The sequence below is a fragment of the Brevibacillus formosus genome (assembly GCF_003013405.1).
In the GTDB taxonomy this organism is placed as follows: domain Bacteria; phylum Bacillota; class Bacilli; order Brevibacillales; family Brevibacillaceae; genus Brevibacillus; species Brevibacillus formosus.
In genome coordinates this window covers 5,818-29,032 of record NZ_PXZL01000003.1, presented here as the reverse complement: position 1 = coordinate 29,032, position 23,215 = coordinate 5,818, and the positions used below count along the sequence as shown (strand labels likewise).

Annotated in this window: 1 protein-coding gene; it reads right to left on the bottom strand. The window is 49.3% G+C overall.

Going from position 1 to position 23,215, the window contains the following annotated elements:
• Nucleotide 1: 1 nt before the first annotated feature.
• Nucleotides 2-23,215 carry a linear gramicidin non-ribosomal peptide synthetase LgrC gene (lgrC, locus tag C7R91_RS04060; protein ID WP_047069416.1) on the bottom strand — a complete coding sequence of 7,738 codons (23,214 nt, stop codon included), beginning with the start codon at nucleotides 23,213-23,215 and terminating at the stop codon, nucleotides 2-4.

Genomic DNA, 23,215 nt, shown 5'->3' with positions numbered 1-23,215 from the left:
ATTACTTGTCTTGGATGAGATCAAGTAAGTCGGCAATCTCTTCATCATCCCAACCGAATTCGGACAGATCACTAGTTGTTTGTGATGCGGTCGTCTCCGTCTGACCTAGCTCGATCAATTGTCGTAGCGCGTTGACATAGTAATCCGCCAAATCTTTGATGGTTTCTTTGCGATAAATCTCTTCACTGAAGGCGATCGTTACAATCAATTGTCCCCCAACGACAGAGCTGCCGAAATCCAGCAGGTGCTGACGTTCTGAGTTGCGATTGAAGTTGTCGCCTCTTGCTTCATTTGCAAAGCCAAACAAGGATTCTGCATCATCGACTGCCTGATCAAGCTGACCGAGGTAGTTGAAGCTAATCTCTGCTTTTGGCAAAGACTTGAACTTATCAGTCATTTCCTCGTTCAGGTAACGGAGAATTCCATAGCCGATCCCCTTGTTCGGAATGCTACGCAGCTGATCTTTGGTCGTTTGTAGCGCTTCTTTGAGTGAGGTAGTTCCCCTCGTGTCCAAAAGGATGGTATACATGCTCGTGAACCACCCCAAGGTACGGGAGAGATCGACATCGTCGAAGAGCTCTTCACGTCCGTGCCCTTCCAAATGGACGAGGGAGGTTTGATTTCCAGTCCAGACGAAGATGGCTTCTGCCAATGCAGTTAGCAAAACGTCATTGATCTGAGTTTGGTAGATCGAAGGCAATTCCTGTAAGAGCACTTTGGTTTCTTCTTGCGTAAGTGCAACAGAAACCATCTTGGCAGTAAGCTCTCGGTTCTTTCCGTTCTCATAATCTTTTGGCAGAGCGTTTACTTCTGTATCGAGGCTGCTTAACCAATAATCCGCTTCCGCTCGCAGGCTGTCCGATTGAGCGTGCTCTGTCAATTTTTCAGCCCAATACTTGTAGGAGCTGGTCTTTGGCGGCAGTTGCACCTGCTTGCCTTGTAGCAGTTGGGTGCTGGCCTTATTCAAGTCTTCGGTGATGATGCGCCAGGACACACCATCGACTGCCAAGTGGTGAATGACGATTAGCAAGCGGCCCTCCTGGTCTCTGCCCAAATCGAAGTAGACGGCACGGAGCAACGGACCTTCCGAGAGATGCAAGCTAGCCTGAGCTTCCTCAGAAATATCCCCGATTCGTTTTACTTGCTCTTCATACGGCAAATGCCCCAATTCCTCTACGGTAAATGGAATGATATCTGTCCAATCCTCGTTGATTTGCTTCCATTCTCCATCCTGATGGTAGAAGCGAAGGCGGAGCGCGTCATGATGTCCGAGCAAGTGATAGAAAGCTTGTCTTAAAATTTCTGGATCGATCGGTTTGACCGTTAAAAGTACAGATTGGTTCCAGTGGTTGCGATCTGCCAATTTTTGCTCGAAGAACCAGCGCTGAATCGGCAGGAGTGGCACTTCTCCTGTGACGATGCCTTGCTCGGCGAAAATGTTTACCGACTCCCCGATCGCATGTGTCAGCTCGGCAATCGACTGATTTTCGAACAAGAGCTTCGGTGACAAGCGAATTCCAGATTGGGCTGCGCGGGCCACGATCTGAATGCTTAGAATCGAATCACCACCGAGTTCGAAGAAGTTATCGTGAATGCCGACTTGCTCTACTCCTAGAACCTTTTTCCATATTTCTGCCAATACTCTCTCGACAAACGTCTCTGGAGCAACGAATTCTCCATTACTCACCTTGTACTCTGGTACAGGTAGTGCACGACGGTCTACTTTGCCATTTGGAGTAAGTGGCAGAGCATCCATGATGACGAATGCGGCTGGTACCATGTACTCCGGCAGTATTTCTTTGAGGTAGCTGTCGAAGTTGCCTGCTTGGTCCTCTTCCCCTTCCTCAAGCACGACATACGCGGCCAGTCGTTTTACACCTGGCATATCTTCGCGGGCAAGAACTATCGTTTCTTTGACAGAAGGGTGATTGTACAGGGCGGTTTCAATCTCGCCCAACTCGACACGGAAACCACGGATACTCACCTGATCGTCGGCACGACCGATAAACTCGATGTTGCCGTCCTGCAGGTAGCGGACAAGGTCTCCTGTGCGGTACATTTTTGCTCCTCGAATGTGAGCGAACGGATTTTCGACGAAGCGTTCTTGTGTCAGATCAGGACGTTTTAGATACCCGCGACCCAAGCTGTTCCCTGCGATGTACAGTTCGCCTGCAACACCGATCGGTACAGGTTGCAGCTTTGCATCAAGAACGTATACTTGCACATTGTCGATTGGGCGTCCGATTGTTGGTGCAGCGATCTGACCAGCCTGTACAGGGACGATGCCTGCTGTAGCTACGACGGCATTTTCCGTTGGCCCGTACTGATTTACCAATGTAAATGGCAGATGAGCCGATGGATAGTGATGCAGTTTGTCACCGCCTGTCAGCATGTAGCGCAAATCTGAATCGGACGGCCATTCAATAGACATCAAGCTCTCTGCTAACGGCGTTGGCAGGAAGCTGATCGTGATGCCTGAGTCGACGAGCCAATCACGCAGTTTTTCCGGTACGAGACGAATCTCTTCATGTGGCAGATACAGGGTGGCTCCTGCCGTCAGATAAGGCCAGATTTCCCAGACAGCGGCGTCAAAGGCCGTTCCAGCAATTTGTGATGCTTTATCTTCTGGCGTAACATTGTAAGCTTGCTGGTGCCAATAGATGAGATTCAATAGAGCTCGTTGCTCGATTTCCACACCTTTTGGTGTTCCGGTAGAACCAGAGGTGTAAATGACATAGGCGAGATTGTTTGTTGTCGTCGTGATTTCGGGTGATTCTGTGCTCTCAGTGGCAATCAAATCCCAATCGATATCGAGACAAATAAACGTTGCATCACCTGTTGGCAATGCTTCAAGTAAACGTTCTTGGGTCAATACGATCGGCATGTTCGTGTCATCCATCATAAAAGCAAGGCGCTCCTTTGGATAAGATGGGTCCATCGGAACAAACGCGCCTCCCGCTTTGAGAATCCCTAATTGGCCGATCAGCATCTCGACGGAGCGTTCGACGCAGATGCCAACGAGAGTCTCTGTCGTAACCCCCTGTTGTTGCAAGTAGTTCGCCAGTTGATTCGCTTTCGAATCAAGTTCTGCGTAGGTAAGCGAGCCTTCCTTGGAGACGACTGCCAGTTGGTTCGGCATTTTCCTTGTCATTTCGGCGACTAGCTCGTGTACTGTCTTCTCATACGTGTAATTGGCAGCTGTGTTGTTCCACGTGAGTATAAGCTGTTCACGTTCATCCGGACGAAGCAGTGGTAACGTCAGGATCGATCGATCAGGTTGGGCGACGATACCCTCCAGTAAATGATGGAAATGGTTCACCATTCGCTCCATCGTTGTTTGGTCGAACAAATCCGTATTGTAATCAAACGTAGCGATCAGGCCGTTTGGTATTTCTGCCATTGTCAAGCTGATGTCGTATTTGGACATCACTTCTTGGCTCTTGCTTTCAAACGGAGCAATCCGGATGCCCTCAAGCTCATGAGTCTGCATTTCGAAGTTTTGCAGAGCGAACATGACTTGGTAGAGCGGCGAATAACTTAGACTACGTTCCAATTCCAGCTCATCTATCAACTTTTCAAAGGGCAGGTCTTGATGGGTATATGCTTCCAGTGCTGACTCGCGCACTCTTGCAAGCAGTTCACGGAAGGTTGGAGCGCCAGACATATCGGTTCTCATCGCCAGTGTGTTAATGAAGAAGCCAATTAATGACTCCGTTTCTTGTCTATTGCGCCCAGCAACCGGACTACCGACAATAATGTCGTCTTGACCGCTGTAGCGATGAAGCAGGATTTGGAATGCAGCGAGCAAGGTCATAAAGAGCGTGGCGCCTTCTTGTCGGCTGAGCGCGTGTAATTTTTCCACAAGCTCAGTCGGGAAGCTCGTCGTGTATAAAGCTCCGTTATATGTCTGTACAGGCGGACGCGGACGATCTGTCGGTAAGGCCAAAAGCGGTTCGCTGCCACTCAGTTTTGCTTTCCAGTATGCAAGCTGTTGCTCCAACGCCTCTCCTTGTAGCCACTCACGCTGCCAAGCTGCAAAGTCTGCATATTGGAGTGGCATGTCGGTGAGTTGCGGTGTTTCTTCCTTACAAAGCGCTTCATAAATCGCAACCAGCTCTCGTATGAAAATGTTCATCGACCAGCCGTCAGATACGATATGGTGCATGTTAAGCAGGAAGACGAAATTCTCTTCGCCGATCTGGATGATCGTGGCCCGCAGTAACGGTCCTGTACTTAGGTCAAATGGCTTGGTTGCCTCTTCTCTCTCCAGGCGGTGTACTTCATTGTCACGCGCTTCTTCTGGTAGATCACGCAAATCAATCTTGCCCAGGCTCCACGCGATTTCTGGGTGAATGACTTGCATCGCTTCCCCGTTGATGTCAGTGAAGGTTGTTCGCAAGCTCTCGTGCCGCTCGATAATCATCTGCAGACTGCGTTCCCATGCATGTATGTTGAGGTGTCCTTGCATCCGCATGGCAGACGGGATGTTGTACAGGGCGCTGTTCGGCATTAAGCGATCCAAGAACCACAAGCGTTGCTGTGCAAAGGAGAGTGGTAAATGCTGGTCGCGAGAAACGGGTACGAGTGGAATGCTGGCAACATTCGATTTGGCTTCCAGTAGTCCGGTTAATTTTTCGCTCATTTGTGCCACGCTAGGATTTTCAAACAAGGCACGAAGTGGTACTTCCACACCAAATGTTTCTTTCAGGCGGGAAACGGTTTGGGTAGCCAAGAGCGAATGTCCACCCAGCTGAAAGAAGTCATCGTAGATTCCAATTCCCTCAACCGAAAGAACCTGCGACCAAATATGGGCAATGATTTCCTCTGTTGGTGTACGCGGTGCCACATATTCCTTCTCTGTCTCCCCTTGTCCCCATTCCGGTGCTGGAAGGGCGCGGCGATTTACTTTCCCGTTGACCGTGAGTGGAATCTCTGCCATCCATACATAACCTGTAGGAACCATGTATTCCGGCAGGGTCTCTTTCAGGTAGTGGACAAGCTCAGCATCACCCGGTTGTTGTTCGTTTGCTGCAACGAGATAAGCTGCCAAACGCTTGTCTCCTTCTCGATCCTCACGCGCGATAACGACCACATTCTGAACGGCTGGATGCTGTCTGAGTCTATTCTCGATTTCGCCCAGCTCGATTCGATAACCGCGAATTTTGACTTGGTCGTCGATTCGTCCGAGGAATTCGAGCTGCCCGTCTTCCGTATAGCGAACCAGGTCCCCAGTTCGGTAGAGGCGTTCTCCTTCCTTGCCGAACGGATGATTGATAAAGCGTTCTTTCGTAAGCTCAGGACGATTCCAGTACCCTCTGGCTATTCCTTTTCCGCCGATGTACAGCTCACCTGGCACACCTATTGCGACAGGTTGGAGGTATGCATCCAGTACATACACTTCTACATTGGCGATGGGTCGGCCGATTGATGGGTTTTGGCCGTTATTCTCACAACGTGTGAGAGTTGCGGTGACGGTTGTTTCTGTTGGTCCGTAGCAGTTAAAGAACTGGCGATCCTTGGCGTGACGGGCAACAAGCTCACGACTTAACGCTTCCCCGCCGACAATCAGGGTCTTCAGGTCTGGCAATTCCGCTTGTGGCAAGGCCGATACTACGGAGGCAGCCATTGTCACGATCGTGATGCGTTGTTCTTGCAGGACTTGGATCAACTCCGGACCAGGTAAAAGCAATTCGCGATCCTCTATGACAAGCGTAGCACCAGCGAGCAGGGTCATAGCGATCTCGGAGACAGAAACATCAAAGCTAAAGGATGTGAATTGCAAAACTCGGCTCGTCGCATCGATTTGGAACGAATGGATCAGGGCATGTGTCAAATTGATAACGGAGTGGTGCTCGACCATTACCCCTTTTGGCAAACCGGTTGATCCTGAAGTATAGATGACGTAGGCGAGATGATGCTCATTGACACTACTATCCACGTTTGTGGTAGGTTCATCTGCCAGTTCATCACTATCGAGGCAAATGACCTGTTTAGCAGGAACTGGTAGCATGTCTTTCAGCGATACTTGCGTCAGCAAAATGTTCGCTTGCGAATCTTCGATCATGTAGGCAATGCGCTCCTGCGGATGCGCCGGATCAATAGGCACATAAGCTGCCCCTGCTTTCATCACACCGAGGAAAGCGATGATCATCTCGAAAGAGCGCTCGACGCAAATGCCAACTAGCTTATCCGGTTGCACACCCATTGCAATCAGCCTGTGTGCCAGCTGGTTTGCACGTTTGTTTAGCTCGGCATAGGTCAACTCCGTCTTTTTGTAGACGAGTGCAATCGCATCAGGTGTCTTTTCCACTTGTTTCTCAAATGCCTGATGTATGCAAAGCTGGGTCGGATAATCCATGCTCGTGTCATTCCATTCGACTAATACCTGCTGGAGCTCGCTTTCACTGATCATCGACACCTCTGCGAGGCACTGTTCAGGTTTTGCCATCATGGATTCGAGCAAGTAAGACATCTGGTGCAGTACACGTTCGATATTTTCGGACGAGAATCGGCTTTGGTCGTATTTGATCTTAAGGATGAACTCTTTACCCGGACCGCAGACGACGGTGATTGGATAATTCGTTTGTTCCATCGTCTCCACGTCAGATAATTGCAGCTGATTATGTTCATCTTTTACCGATTCACCAATCGGGTAGTTCTCAAAAATGAAGATGCTCTCGAACAGGGCAGCATTACGCGCCATTTCACTCCAGCCTTGGATGTCAACCAACGGCGTGAACTCAAACTGGCGAAGCTCCACTTGATGTTCTTGAATCTCGCGCAGCCATTCCCGCACCGATTTGTTCGCATCTATCCAAACACGAATCGGCAGGGTGTTGATGAAGAGACCTACCATGCCCTCTACGGTAGGCAGATCAGCCGGACGACCGGAAACTGTTGCACCGAAGACGACATCATCCGTTGCTCCGTATCGGCTCAGGATGAGAGCCCATGCTCCTTGGACAAGCGTATTCAACGTCAACTGATGTGTACGGACAAAGGCTTGCAAACGTGAGGTCATTTCCGCCGATAAGCGAATTTCTTTCTCTTCGTACACTTTCGGCATATTTTCCTGGCCGCCTGAGTGGTTACTCATCGCTAATGGTGTAGCCTCGTGGAAGCCTTTAAGCTGTTCGCGCCAAAAATGTTCGGCGGCACTCAAGTCTTGGCGCTGTACCCAATCGATGTACGCAGAGAATGGTTGGACAAAGCTGTACGAAACCTCTCTATCTTCTGCTATGGCCACATAAGCACTAAACCAGTCTTTTAGTACAATCGGGACGCTCCAGCCATCTAGCAATACGTGATGGAAGCTCCACGTAAAGCGATAAATTCCCTCACGTAAGTGGAACAGCGTCCAGCGCATGAGCGGTGGAGATGCAATCTCGAAATTACGTCTACGGTCAGCTTCTAGATAGTGAGCCAGTTCCGTCTTTTGCTGCTCCGAAGTCAGATGACGAAGGTCGATTTTTTCTACAGATGCTTTTACTTGTTTGCGTACAATCTGGTGTGCCTCTGAACCTTCCCAAACAAAGTAGGTACGTAGAATCGTATGGCGATCCACTACCTTTTGCCACGCCTGTTCAAACGCATCGACGCGCAAGCCCTCCATCGTCATGGCAAAGTGAACAATATAGTCTCCCCCCTCCTGCTCGTACAGGGAGTGGAACAGCATGCCACCTTGCAAAGGACTGAGTGGATAGACGTTCTCGATCAGACGATCCTGTCCCAGATGCTTGTCGATAGCCCGCTGATCCATTCGCGCTAGTGGGAAGTCAGATGGCGTATAGCCCCCTGCTTCTTCGGACTGGCAGTGCGCAATGATCTCGCGCAAGGCTTCCAGATAGTTGCAAGCAAGCTCTTGAATCGTGCTTTCCTCGTGAATGTTTTCGCTATATATCCATGTGACATGGAGTTGTTCTCCGGTAATGACACTGTTTACATCAATCAGATGCTGGCGTATTGTGTCTTTTCCAAGATTGGAGCCTCTTGATTCTTGCGCCATACCAAATCTAGATTCGTCTTGAACGATCTGATCAAACTGTCCGAGGTAGTTGAAGCTGATTTCAGGCTTCGGCTTTTCACTCAGGAGTTTTTTCAATTCCTCATCCTGACTGAGGTATTGGAGGATGCCGTAGCCAACACCTTTCTTAGGAATGCTACGAAGCTGTTCCTTGACCGCTTTCAAAGCGTCACCCCACGGCTTCGACGGGTCAATCGAAAGCTGTACCGGGTACATGCTCGTAAACCAGCCAACCGTACGGGATAAGTCTGCTCCTTCGATAATTTCCTCGCGTCCGTGCCCTTCCAAATGAACGGCTACTATTTTTTCACCTGTCCAACGATTCATTGCTTTGGTGAAAGCGGTAAGCAATACATCATTGATTTGCAGGCGGTAAGGCGACAGCGTATCCTGCAACAACGCGCGAGTTTCTTCAATAGTAAGCGCAAGACTGACTTGCTTGGAGGTTGCATCTGTGTTTTGGCTTGGCTCGAAGGCACGGTCAATGGGAAGTGGACTCACTTCATCACTTTGGCCCAGCCAGAACGCTTTTTCCGGCTCGATCGCTTCGGAATTCGCATAGGATTGCAATTGCTCAGCCCATGACTTGAATGAAGTCGTTTTCGCTGGGAATTGTACCGGTTGATCGTTTACCAGTTGCTCGTAAGCAGTTTGCAGATCCTCTAGCAAAATGCGCCAGGACACACCGTCTATCACCAAATGGTGGGCAACAATCAGCAGACGACCAGGTTGGTCTGCTCCAAGATGGAAGTAAACGGCTTGGAAAACGGGTCCCTCACTTACATGTTGACTTGATTGCACCTCGTTTGCGATTTGCTCAAGTCGATCGGCTTGCTCTTCTTCTGGGACAGCGGACAGGTCCACACTGCGGAATGGAATAGTCTCAGGACGTCCCTCCATATGTTGGGTCCAGCCTCGCTCTGTATGGTCATAACGCATACGTAACGCGTCGTGATGCGTGAGCAGATTCTCGATGACATTCTCTAGAACAGTCAGGTCAACGGGGTGTTGAACCGTCAGTAGCAAGGATTGGTTCCAATGATGGATCGACGGTTGTTCGGTCGTGAAGAACCACGATTGAATTGGCGTGAGCGGAACCTCTCCCGTCAAGATGCCTTGTTCTGCTTGGATTTTTATTGCTTGTATGCCGCCAGTCTCTGTCACGACACTTGCCAGTTCCGCGATGGTTTGATTTCTCAAGAGCTGTTTCGGTGTTAAACGAATTCCAGCCTGATTGGCTCGAGAAACAATTTGGATACTCAAGATGGAGTCTCCACCCAGCTCGAAAAAGTTGTCATAAATACCAACGTTGTCAATACCTAGGACTTTTTTCCATATATCTGCAAGCGCAGCCTCAATAGCAGTTGTCGGAGTAGCAAAACTGCCTTCTGTTTCATTGCGTAATAAATCAGGTACAGGCAATGCTTGTCGGTCTACCTTACCGTTTGGAGTCAGCGGCAGGTTATCCATGATGACGAATGCAGCTGGCACCATGTACTCAGGCAGCTTTTCCTTCAGATAGCTACGGAAGTCACTTGCTTGAATCTCTTGTTTTTCTCCAAGGACGACGTAGGCAGCGAGTCGTTTAACGCCCGGAATATCCTCACGTACGAGGACGATGGTTTCTTTTACCGCCGGATGAGTGTACAGAGCCGTTTCAATTTCACCCAGTTCGACCCGGAATCCTCGAATGCTCACCTGATCGTCAGCGCGGCCAATGAAATCGATGTTTCCATCTGGCAGGTAACGAACCAGGTCACCAGTTCGGTACATGCGCGCTCCCGGTTTTTGTGAGTATGGATTGGCTACGAACCGCTCTTTGGTTAGATCAGGGCGCTTCAGATAGCCCCGTGCCAAGCTGTCTCCTGCGATATAGAGCTCTCCGGCTACACCAATCGGCACAGGTTTTCGCTTTTCATCAAGGACGTATACCTGCACATTGTCTATTGGACGTCCGATTGATGGTGCGAAAACATGAGTAGCTACTGTCGGAACGACACCTGCTGTGGCGACAACCGCGTTTTCGGTTGGTCCGTATTGGTTCACAAGAGTAAACGGCATGGTTGCTGGTGGGTAATCGTGTAGCTTGTCGCCCCCTGTTAGCATATAGCGCAGCCGCGTGTCGGTAGGCCATTCCAAGGTAAGCAGCCTTTCCGCCAATGGCGTTGGCAAAAAGCTAATCGTGATACCCGATGCAACGAGCCAATCTCTGAGCTCCTCTGGTACCAGACGAATTTCTTCAGATGGGAGATAAAGCGTTGCTCCCTTTGTCAGGTACGGCCAGATTTCCCAGACAGATGCATCAAAGGCTGTCCCTGCGATTTGTGAAGCTCGATCATTTGAATCTACACTGTACGACCGTTGGTGCCAGAAAATGAGATTTAGCAAGGCGGCGTGCTCGATCTCTACCCCTTTTGGCGTTCCAGTAGAGCCAGACGTATAGATGACATACGCCAGATTCTCTGTTGTCATTGCCATGTTCGGTGTCTCGCTGCTCTCTTCTGAAATGATTGTCCAATCACGATCCAAGCAGATGAATGATGCCGTTCCTTCCGGCAATCGCTCTAACAGTCGTTCTTGGGTTAATACGACTGGCATGTTGGCATCTTTCATCATGAAAGCAAGACGTTCTTGCGGATACGCTGTGTCCATAGGGACATAAGCACCGCCAGCTTTGAGTATTCCCAGTTGACCGATGAGCATATCGATGGAACGTTCTACGCAAATGCCGACAAGTGTTTCGGAGGATACTCCCTGTTTTTGCAGGTAGTTCGCTACCTGATTTGCTTTGGCGTCCAGTTCTGCATAGGTGATCTGCCCTTCTTCGGAAACAACTGCTAATTGGTCTGGCAGATCTTGTGCAATCTGTGCAACCCTTTCATGCACGCATGTTTCGCGTTCAAACGGTACATTTGTATCATTCCACTGATGGAGAAGCTGCTCCTTTTCCGTATCGCTCAGGAGAGGTATGGCTGTGACCGGCTGCATCGGATTGACTGAAATCGCCTCTAGCAGGTTGGAGAAATGGTTCCCCATGCGCTCGATCGTTGCTGGATCAAAAAGATCGGTGTTGTATTCGAATGTTGCGATAAGTCCATCAGGTGCTTCTACGGTGGTCAAGGTGATGTCAAACTTGGCGCTTACGCCTTCCTGACCTCTGTGGAAAGGCTCGATGCGAATCTGGGACAATTCTTGTACGTCCATCGGGATGTTTTGCAGTACGAACATCACTTGGAACAACGGTGAGTAGCTCAGGCTTCGTTCCAGCTCCAGCTCATCTACCAGTTTTTCAAACGGCAGGTCTTGATGCGCGTACGCTTCCAAGGCGGTCTCTCGCACTTTTGCTAGCAAGTCTCGGAAGGTTGGTTCCCCAGACATGTCCGTACGCATTACCAAGGTGTTAATGAAGAAACCGATAAGTGACTCCATTTCCTGTCTATTTCGTCCTGCGACCGGACTTCCGACGAGGATGTCTTTTTGACCACTGTAGCGATAGAGCAGGGTCTGAAAGGCAGCTAGCAAGGTCATGAATAAGGTTGATCCCTCTTCACGACTGAGCGTTTTTAGATCGGCAAGCAGTTTTTCTGGGAGCCTAATCGTATGCATCGCCCCATTATGGCTCTGAACGGCAGGGCGTGGACGGTCTGTCGGCAATCTCAGAAGTGGTTCTGCATCGCCTAATTGTTTTTTCCAGTACGCCAATTGTTGCTCCAATACCTCACCTTGTAGCCAATTGCGTTGCCATGTGGCATAGTCTGCGTATTGCAGAGGCATTTCGGCAAGCTGCGGTGTTTCCCCAGCAGATAACGCTTCGTAGATGGAGACTAACTCACCCATGAATACACTCATGGACCAGCCATCCGCAATAATGTGGTGTAAATTGAGCAAAAATACGTGCGCTTGTTCATCCATGCAAATCAGTTTTGCGCGTAACAACGGCCCTTGATTCAGATGAAACGATTGTTCTGCATCTTCTATGGCGAGACGCAATGCTTCCGTTTCTTGCTCCTCTTCGTTCCAGTCTCGTAAGTCGATTCGTTCCAGATTCCACTCGATCTTCGGGTGAATGACTTGAACGGCTTCTCCATTGATATCGGAGAAAGTTGTACGCAAGCTCTCATGACGTTGGATGATCAGCTTCAGGCTGCGATCCCACGCTTCAACATCTAGCTCACCCATCAGACGGACAGCAGATGGGATGTTGTAGACGGAGCTGTCTGGCAACAGCTTGTCCAAGAACCACAAACGTTGCTGTGCAAACGAGAGCGGCAAGTGTTCGTCACGCGACACGGGCACGAGCGGGATGTCAGTGAGACTTGCTTCTCCTTGTAACAACGCCGTAATTTTTTCGCTGATTACTGCCGTTGTCGGATAATCAAACAGCATGCGAAGCGGCATGTCGACGCCAAAAGCTTGACGCATACGGGAAATCGCTTGGGTGGCTAGGAGAGAATGTCCCCCTCGTTCAAAGAAATCATCGTGAATCCCGACTTGCCCAACCGAAAGGACCTGTGTCCAAATGTTCGCCACTATTTCTTCTGTTGGAGTGCGAGGTGCGACATACTCTTGTTGTGTGGTCAAAATTCCCCAATCCGGTGTAGGCAGTGCCCGGTGGTCTACTTTTCCGTTGACCGTAAGCGGAATAGCCTCCATCCAGACGATGCCTGCTGGGATCATGTAATCTGGCAATGTCTCTTTCAGATAGAGAGCGATATCCTCTGTTGCTGGCTTCTCTTCACCCATGGCAATCAGATAAGCAGCCAAACGATTGTCGCGTACGGTAATGACAGCTTCCCGAATCGCAGAATGCTTTCTCAATGCGTTTTCGATTTCACCTAATTCGATGCGGAAGCCGCGAATTTTCACCTGATTATCGATACGTCCGAGGAATTCGAGATTACCGTCTTGCAGGTAGCGCACCTGATCGCCTGTGCGGTAAAGACGTTCGCCTTCCGCTCCAAACGGATGAGTGATAAAGCGTTCCGCTGTAAGCTCTGGACGATTCCAGTAACCGCGTGCCAAGCCTTTTCCACCAATGTACAGCTCACCTGGTACGCCAATAGGGACAGGCTTCAAATTGGCATCTAATACGTAGATGGTCGCATTGGCGATAGGGCGGCCAATTGGCGTGTTCGTCAGATTCGTATCCATAAGCATCAGCGTGGTGCAAACGGTTGCCTCCGTTGGTCCGTAGCAATTGAAAAATTGACGATGATTTGCATAGCGAGCGATGAGCTCATAGCTTGGTGCTTCGCCACCGATCACTAATGTTTTCAGATCAGGTAGATCGGCGTCAGGTAATGCCGCAAGTACAGCGGGCACCGTCATCACCGTTGTGATTTGTTTTTCTTGCAAGACAGAGATGAGTTCAGGGCCTGGCAAGAGCATTTCCCGATCCTCAATGACTAAGGTCGCACCCGAAATCAAAGCCATGACGATCTCTGCTACAGAAACGTCGAAGCTGAACGAACATAACTGCAAGACGCGGCTAGTCGGCTGGACTTGGAACAACTCGATCAGGTAATAAGCCATATTCATCGCACTATGGTGTTCGACCATTACGCCTTTGGGCAAGCCAGTGGAACCAGATGTGTAAATGACATAAGCAAGATTTTGTTCTGTAATCCCACTCACTACATCGTAAACAGGTTCATTGTCCAGAGCATTACTATCAAGGCAAATGACCTGAGCCTTTGTTGTAAGCAAATGGTTTGCCAGAGATTGCTGGGTCAACACGATGTTTGCCTGCGAATCCTCGATCATGTAGGCAATACGCTCTAGCGGATGTGCCGGGTCGATTGGAACATAGGCGGCACCTGCTTTCATCACACCGAGTATCCCGACGATCATCTCAGGAGAGCGCTCGATGCAAATACCGACGAGTGTATCTGGTTTCACGCCTTGGGCAAGAAGATGATGCGCCAATTGGTTCGCTCGCTGGTTCAGTTCGGCATACGTCATTGCCATCTCTTTGTACATGAGCCCGATCGCATCTGGCGTCTTTTTTACTTGGTGTTCAAATGCTTGATGAATGCAAAGCCCCGTCGGATAATCCACCTTCGTTTCGTTCCACTCGACCAAAACCTGCTCTTGTTCGCTTTCGCTGATCATGCACACATCAGCCAGAGGTTGATCCGGATTGGCTGTCATCGATCGGAGCAGAAGAGTCATTTGCTCTAGGACACGTTCGATACGTACAGGATCGAATCGGTTTTGATCAAAAACGATTTTGAGAACAAATTCTTTGCCAGGGCCACATACTACGGTAAGTGGATAGTTCGTTTGCTCCGCAGAGTCTACATCAGAAATCTGAATACTGTTGTCCACTTCTTTTACAGATTCGTCAATCGGGTAGTTCTCAAAGATAAAAATACTTTCGAACAGAGATGTGTTGCGCTCGAATTCGCTCCAACTCTGGATGTCAACCAGCGGCGTGTACTCATATTGGCGAATCTCCAATTGCATTTCTTGCAATTCACGCAGCCATACCCGAACGGTTTTAGTTGGATCTAGCGTGATTCGAACCGGAAGCGTATTGATGAACAGACCAACCATATTTTCTACGCCATGCAAATCGGCTGGACGACCTGAACCAGTTGCCCCGAATACGACATCTGCTTCACCACTGTAAGCTCCGAGGATCATGCCCCACGCACTTTGTATGATGGTGTTCAGCGTTACCTGATGCTGACGGGCAAAGGATTGCAGATGTTCTGTAAACTCGGCCGAGAATCGGATAAAGCGCTCGTCGTAGGTTTTGGGTTCTCCAATGGATTGGAGAGCCTGTCCGAGATTGATTGGTGTCGGCCCGTATATCCCTTTCAAATGGTTGCGCCAGAAGCGTTCCGCAGCTTGCATGTCTTGACGCTGAATCCATGCAACATACTGGGAAAAAGGCTGTACAGCCCCTAGCTGAATGTCTCTTCCCTCTGCCAGCGCTTGATAGGCGGCAAACCAGTCTTTCAGGACAAGCGGCAGGCTCCAGCCATCCAGCAAAACGTGGTGGAAGCTCCAGATAAAGCGATACGCTTCGCTGCTAAGCCTGAACAAAGTCAAACGCATGAGAGGTGGTTCTGTAATTGAGAAGTTCCGCTTGCGATCCTCTTCCAAAAATGCGTCTAACGCTGCTTTCTGCCTATCAGTCGGTAAATGTCGCAGATCTCTTTCATCGACTGCCACCCGTACTTGCTTGCGGACAATTTGGTGCGGATTGACTACTCCATCCCAGATAAAGGAGGTACGCAGAATAGAATGACGATCGATGACTTTTTGCCATGCTTGTTGGAGTGCATCGACTTGCAAATGATGGATCGTCATGGAGAATTGAACCACATAGTCTCCGCCCTCTTGTTCGTACAGGGAATGGAAAAGCATACCTTCCTGCAACGGCGTCAGTGGATAGATGTTCTCGATGGAGTGATCTCTACCCACATACGTGTCGATTGTACGCTGATCCAGACGAGATAATGGGAAGTCAGAAGGAGTATAGCCCCCGGCTTCTTCGGAGCGGCAATGTGCCATAATCTCACGCAAGGCGTCCATATAATCACGAGCAACTGCTTCTACCGTACTTTTCTCGTGGATGTTTTCGTTGTAAAACCAAGTGACATGCAGTTGTTCTCCGGAAATGACGCTGTTTACATCGATTAAATGCGCGCGAATGGAATCAGGTGCAAGATTCGAGCCTCTCGATTCCGAAGCCATGCCAAACTTAGAGTGAGATGAAACTACCTGATCAAACTGGCCGAGGTAGTTGAAGCTGATCTCTGGCTTCATTCGAGATTTCAACTGCTCTTTCAGCTCGTCATCCTGACTCAAGTAGTGCAGGATACCATAGCCTACTCCATTTTGCGGAATGGCTCGAAGCTCTTCTTTGACCGCTTTCAGCAGTTCGCTCCACGGTTTGGTCTGGTCAAGCGTAAGCTGTACAGGATACATGCTCGTGAACCAGCCAACGGTGCGGGATAAATCTGCTCCTTCCAAAATATCCTCTCGTCCATGTCCCTCGAGATGGAAAGATAACGTCTGCTTCCCTGTCCAACGGTGCATCGCTTTCGTTAAGGCAGCGAGTAATACATCGTTTATTTTCAACCGGTAAGGAGAAAGTGTTTCCTGCAACAGGGCACGGGTTTCTCCTGCATCTAAAGAGAACGTTACTTGTTTGGTTGTCGCTTCCGTGTTCTGACTCGGTTCATATAAGTGATCAATCGGGAGCAGACTTGCCTCATGATCTTGTTTGAGCCAGTACTCTTTTTCTTTTTGGATGGCGTCTGAATTGGCATACGCGACTAATTGCTCAGCCCACATCTTGAACGAAGTCGTCTTTGCTGGCATTTGTACGTCTTGACCGTTCGCTATTTGATCATAGGTATTTTGCAAATCCTCCAGCAAAATACGCCACGAGACACCGTCAACAACTAAGTGGTGAATGACGAGCAACAGTCGGCCAGCTTGCTCTTCGCCCATGTTGAAGTACACAGCTTGTACGACGTGACCTTCCGTGATATTTAGGCTCGCTTGTACTTCTTGTGAGATTTCCTCCAGCCTGGACTCCTGTTCCTGTTTAGGGAGTTTAGAAAGGTCCACGCTACGGAATGGAACATTCTCTTCCAGACCATTCATCATTTGTGTCCACATGCTGTCATGATATGAAAAACGCATACGCAACGCATCATGATGAGTCAATAGGCACTTGATAGTTTGCTCCAGTACAACAAGGTCTACTGGTTGCTGAACAGTCAGAAGTACCGACTGATTCCAGTGGTGCAGCGACGGTTGATTGGAGTCAAAGAACCATTTTTGAATGGGAGTAAGCGGCACATTTCCAGTAACAGTGCCCTGTTCATTTTTCCATTTTGTATCTGTTGCTTGGCTAAAATCAGTAACAACCCGCAGTAATTCTGCAATGGTTTGATTTTCAAAAAGTTGCTTTGGTGTGAAGCGAATTCCGGAATGATTGGCTCTTGCGACGATCTGGATACTGAGAATGGAGTCGCCGCCCAATTCGAAAAAGTTGTCGTAGATACCGAGGTTTGCAACACCCAGCACACTTTTCCAGATTTCCGCCAATTTTATTTCCATTTCTGTTGTAGGTGCTACATAACCGCTATCCGCCTCATTTCGAGAATAGTCAGGGATTGGTAGTGCCCGGCGATCCACTTTTCCGTTTGGTGTCAGCGGGAAGCTGTCCAACTTCACGAAGGCGGATGGGATCATGTACTCAGGCAGCTTATCCTTGAGATAAAATCGCATCTCGTTGTGAGTAACCTCTTTTTCTTCTGCAAAAACGAGGTAGGCGGCTAGGCGCTTGTCTCCAAGAGTATCCTCTCTTACCATGATTACTGTTTCTTTTACAGCCGGGTGACTCTGCAATACCGTCTCGATTTCATCTAGTTCAATGCGGAAGCCGCGGATTTTTACCTGATTGTCGATACGACCGATAAACGCAATCGTGCCATCGGGCAAATAACGAACCAAGTCACCAGTACGATACAGGCGAGAACCTCCTTGTGGGTCAAACGGATTCTCCACAAAACGCTCTGCGGTTAACTCCGGATTGTTCAAATAACCTAGAGCGAGACCATCTCCGCCTATATATAATTCGCCTGCTGCACCCATAGGGACAGGTTGTTGATGTTTGTCCAATACGTATACGGTGGTATTGCTGATCGGTCTGCCGATCGGGAAGGAGTTGACGCTTTCCGGAAGCTCCGTGACGGGATTGCAGCAAGTAAACGTCGTGTTTTCCGTCGGACCATAGCCGTTTATCACCGTGGTACCGCCAAGAGAAAGCACCCTGCGTACATGAGATGCGGAGACGACATCCCCACCGACAAGTAGTTGGCGCACGCCGCGCAAGTACTCCACCTTGTGGTCAACCATGACCGTGAACAGACCAGCCGTCAGCCATAGTGTCGTTACCTTTTGATTCTGAATCGTCTCTCCCAGTTCATCGAGTGAAGGCTGATGTGGCGGCATCAACACTAGCTTCGCTCCGTTTAGCAACGCACCCCAAATTTCAAAGGTAGCAGCATCAAACGATACGGTAGAGGCTTGCAGGAACACGTCCTCTTCCGTAATGGTCACGTAGTTCGTGTTTTTGATCAGGCGAACAATCCCGCGATGGACGACCAGCACCCCTTTTGGTGTACCTGTAGAACCTGATGTGTAAATGACGTAGGCGAGACTGTCCGCGCTCATATCTACTTGAGGAGCAACTGTGCTTTCTTCTGTCCACTTTTCCTCAGCAAGATCGAGATTGAGAATGGAAAGCTCTTGTCCTTGCCACCTGTCAGCCAAATGCTCCTGTGTCAATAAAATCGAAATCTGGGCATCTGCCAGCATGAAAGCCAGACGTTCTTGGGGATACGCCGGATCGAGTGGCACATACGCTCCACCTGCTTTGAGAATTCCCAGCATACCAACGAGCATATCTGACGAACGCTCTACGCAAAGCCCGACAAAAGTACCCTTTTCTACTCCTTGCTTTTGCAAGTAGTTGGCAAGCTGATTGGCTTTTGCCTCCAGCTCGGCGTAGGTCAACTGTTCTTCCCCCGCAACGACGGCGATACGATTTGGGTATTGGGCCGCTGTTTCAGCAAACAGTTGTGGAACGGTTTTGTCCCGAGGGTAGTCGCTAGCTGTGTTGTTAAGCTCTATTACCTGTTTATTTCGTTCGCTCTCCCTTAGAAGATCCAGTTTTTCAATCGACTGCTCTGGTTGGGCGATGATAGCCTCAAGCAGATTTTGCAAATGTCCAGTCATTCGCTCGATCGTCGATCTGTCAAACAAATCTGTGCTGTATTCAAAGGAAGCCACAAGTCCATCTGCCTGCTCTCTCATTGTCAATGTGAGGTCAAACTTGGACGTCGTCAAATGTCGCTCAGAATCCAAAGGTGTGAGCTGAATGCCGGACGTTGTTGCTTCCTCCAGCGGGAAGTTTTGCAGGACAAACATGATCTGGAACAACTGCGAGTAGCTGAGGCTACGCTCCAGCTGTAGCTCATCGACCAATTTTTCAAAAGGTAAATCTTGATGTGCATAGGCCTCCAGCGCTGTTTCGCGAACGCGTGCCAGTAATTCTGTAAAAGTGACATCTCCTGTTACGTTCGTTCGGAGTGCCAAAGTGTTAACGAAGAATCCAATCAAATTCTCGGTTTCTTGCCGATTGCGTCCAGCTACCGGACTTCCCACAACGATATCTTCTTGACCACTATAGCGGTATAGAAGGGTTTGGAATGCGGCCAGCAACGTCATAAACAAGGTAGAGTTGGACTCCTGGCTAAGTACTTTCAATTTGGCGAGCAAGTCCGCAGAAAAGGTCTTGGTGTAAATGGCTCCTTTATAGGATTGCACCGCAGGGCGCGATCGGTCTGTCGGCAGTGCTAGAAGCGGTTCTGCTCCACTCAGTTTTTCTTTCCAATAAGCAACCTGCTGCTCTAAGATTTCGCCGTCCAGCCACTCACGCTGCCATGTGGCAAAATCCGCATATTGAATCGGCAGGTCTGCTAACTCTGGTGTTTCTTGTTTACTGAACGCTTCATAGTTGGCAAGCAACTCGCGATAGAAGATGCCCATCGACCAACCATCTGAGATGATGTGGTGCATGTTGATCAAGAAGACATATGATTGATCATCTGTTTGGATCATCGTCGCGCGTATCAGCGGTCCTTGTCCGAGGGAAAATGCTCTGGCAGCTTCGGCTTCAGCCAATTGCTCTATCTTTTTTTCTTTCGTTTCAGCTGATAGGTCGCGCAAGTCCAGAATGTCCATTTTCCAGTCGAGATGCGGATGAATCACTTGTATGGATTGTCCATCTATTTCGTGGAACGTGGTACGCAAGCTTTCGTGACGCAAAATGATCGCCTGTAAACTATTCTCCCATGCCACTATGTCGAGTTCGCCTTGCAAGCGAAGAGCAGATGGGATGTTGTACATCGGACTTTCTGGCATGAATTGATCAAAGAACCACAATCGCTGTTGAGCAAAAGACAATGGCAGATTGCGCTGTCTCGATACAGGCTGGATCGATCCACCAATTGCTTCTTTCTCTCCCAAATGAAGTGCTGCTCCCTGTTCACTCCATGCTGCAATGGTCGGATGTTCAAAAATGGAGCGCACCGTCTGCTCTATTCCAAACGCCTCTCTCAGGCGTGAAATGACTCGTGTCGCCAAAAGGGAATGTCCGCCAAGCTCGAAAAAGTTATCGTGAATCCCCACTTTTTCGACTCCGAGCACCTGTGACCATATGTTAGCAATCAGCTCTTCTACCTGATTGCGCGGCTCCATGTAGCCTTTATCGGAAGCAGGATTTGTCCATTCCGGCTCCGGCAATTGTTTGCGGTCGATTTTACCATTTGCCGTCAAAGGCATCGCATCAAGGAAAATATAAAATGATGGCCTCATGAATTCTGGCAGCTTCGTTTTTGTCCATGCACGAATATCAGAAGTTTCGAGTGTGTTCTCTCCTGAAACAGTAAGATACGCCGTTATATGCTTCTCGCCCGGATTAATCTCACGGACCATGACCACAACTTCGTTCACAGACGGATGCAAGCTGAGTGCTGCTTCCACCTCACCTAATTCGATGCGGAAGCCGCGGATTTTTACCTGATTGTCGATACGACCGATAAACGCAATCGTGCCATCAGGCAAATAACGTACCAAGTCACCAGTACGATACAGGCGAGAACCTCCTTGTGGGTCAAACGGATTCTCCACAAAACGCTCTGCGGTTAACTCTGGATTGTTCAAATAACCTAGCGCGAGACCATCCCCGCCTATATATAATTCGCCTGCTGCACCCAGAGGGACAGGTTGTTGATGTTTGTCCAATACGTATACGGTGGTATTGCTGATCGGTCTGCCGATCGGGAAGGAGTTGACGCTTTCCGGAAGCTCCGTGACGGGATTGCAGCAAGTAAACGTCGTGTTTTCCGTCGGACCATAGCCGTTTATCACCGTGGTACCGCCAAGAGAAAGCACCCTGCGTACATGGGATGCGGAGACGACATCCCCACCGACAAGTAGTTGGCGCACGCCGCGCAAGTACTCCACCTTGTGGTCAACCATGACCGTGAACAGACCAGCCGTCAGCCATAGTGTCGTTACCTTTTGATTCTGAATCGTCTCTCCCAGTTCATCGAGTGAAGGCTGATGTGGCGGCATCAACACTAGCTTCGCTCCGTTTAATAACGCACCCCAAATTTCAAAGGTAGCAGCATCAAACGATACGGTAGAGGCTTGCAGGAACACGTCCTCTTCCGTAATGGTCACGTAGTTCGTGTTTTTGATCAGGCGAACAATCCCGCGATGGACGACCAGCACTCCTTTTGGTGTACCTGTTGAACCCGAAGTGTAAATGACGTAGGCGAGACTGTCCGCGCTTATATCTACTTGAGGAGCAACTGTGCTTTCTTCTGTCCACTTTTCCTCAGCAAGATCGAGATTGAGAATGGTAAGCTCTTGTCCTTGCCACCTGTCAGACAAATGCTCCTGTGTCAATAAAATGGAAATCTGGGCATCTGCCAGCATGAAAGCTAGACGTTCTTGGGGATACGCCGGATCGAGTGGCACATACGCCCCACCTGCTTTGAGAATCCCCAGCATACCAACGAGCATATCCGACGAACGCTCTACGGATAGTCCGACAAAAGTACCTGTTTCTACTCCTTGCTTTTGCAAGTAGTTGGCAAGCTGGTTGGCTTTTGCCTCCAGCTCGGCGTAGGTCAACTGTTCTTCCCCCGCAACGACGGCGATCCGATCTGGGTATTGGGCCGCTGTTTCGGCAAACAGTTGTGGAACGGTTTTATCCCGAGGGTAGTCGCTCGCGGTATCGTTTAGCCCGACAAGTAGATGCTGTCTTTCTTCTTGACTGAGAAAAGAGATAGAGGACAGGCGTTGCTTCGGATTCTCCACGATGGCCATTAGAATGGATGCCATTTGATCAAGTGTCCGTTCGATTGCCGCTTGCTCAAAGCGGTCTGTCCTGTAAATCATTTTGATGCGAAACTGTTCCCCTGGAATCCCGACAATCGTGAGTGGATTATCTACTTCTTGGAAGTGCTCCACATGAGAGATGGAAAAACCGAACTCCCTCTCTTCCCCTTCTCCCAGCGGATAGTTCTCGAATACGAAAATACTTTCAAACAGTGGTAGTCCACGTGGTACATCCGTCCAGCCCTGGATATCCACCAATGGCGAGTATTCATATTGTCGGACTCTAGATTGCTGATCCTGTAACTCTTTGAACCACTGATCCAACGTTTGCTCAGGCTCGACTTTCGTTTTCATCGGCAACGTGTTGATAAACATTCCAACCATCTGCTCTACACCTGGCAGATCGCTCGGGCGCCCGGAACCGGTTACGCCGTATACCACGCTTTCTTCCCCGCTCAAACGGCTGAGGAGAATGGCCCATGCCCCTTGTATGATGGTGTTGATCGTAACCTTATACGTTCGAGCTAATTTTAAGAGAGCTTTCGAGACTTCATCAGTCAAGGCTCGTGTCGATTCATGAATGCCTTTTTCCTGTTCTGAATCTCTCAAGGGATAAGATTCAAAAGGAAGAGGTGTGGGACTCTCAACGGACGCTAGGAACTTGCGCCAGAACTTTTCAGACTCCGTTTTGTCCTGACGGCGAAGCCAGGAGATATAATCCTTGAATGGCTTTGGCTGTGGAAGTCTCAAGTCCTTGCCTTGGCAGTACGCCTCATAGAAATCGAGGACTTCCTGAAAAAGAATGGGGCTGCTCCATCCATCCAAGAGCAAATGGTGAAAGGTCCAGATGAACTGGTGCACATCTTTGGCCTTTTTGATGACCGTCACCCGCATGAGTGGGGCTTCGCTCAAGTCGAAGCCCACCTCTTTTTCTTTTTGCAAGAACGATGTCAGCATGGTTTTTTGCTCTTCATCGGTGTGATGTGACCAGTCTTCCTGGTGTATGGAAAAAGGAACACTTTCGAAGACCACCTGAAGTGGCTTCTCCACTTCTTCCCAAAGGAATCCAGTACGCAAAATGGAATGTCTTTGAACCACTTTGTTCCAGGCTTTTTCAAAGTTGACGATGTCAAGCTCGCCTGTAAGAATGGCAATGTTCTGTACCATATAGGCTGAACCCTCAGAGTACAGCGAATGGAACAACATCCCTTCTTGCAGCGGGGATAAGGTGTATAGATCAGTAAAATCCCCCAT

Bases quoted from the DNA above. Each gene is read 5' to 3' on its own strand.
- lgrC (WP_047069416.1), bottom strand. From the start codon at position 23,215: ATGGGGGATTTTACTGATCTATACACCTTATCCCCGCTGCAAGAAGGG.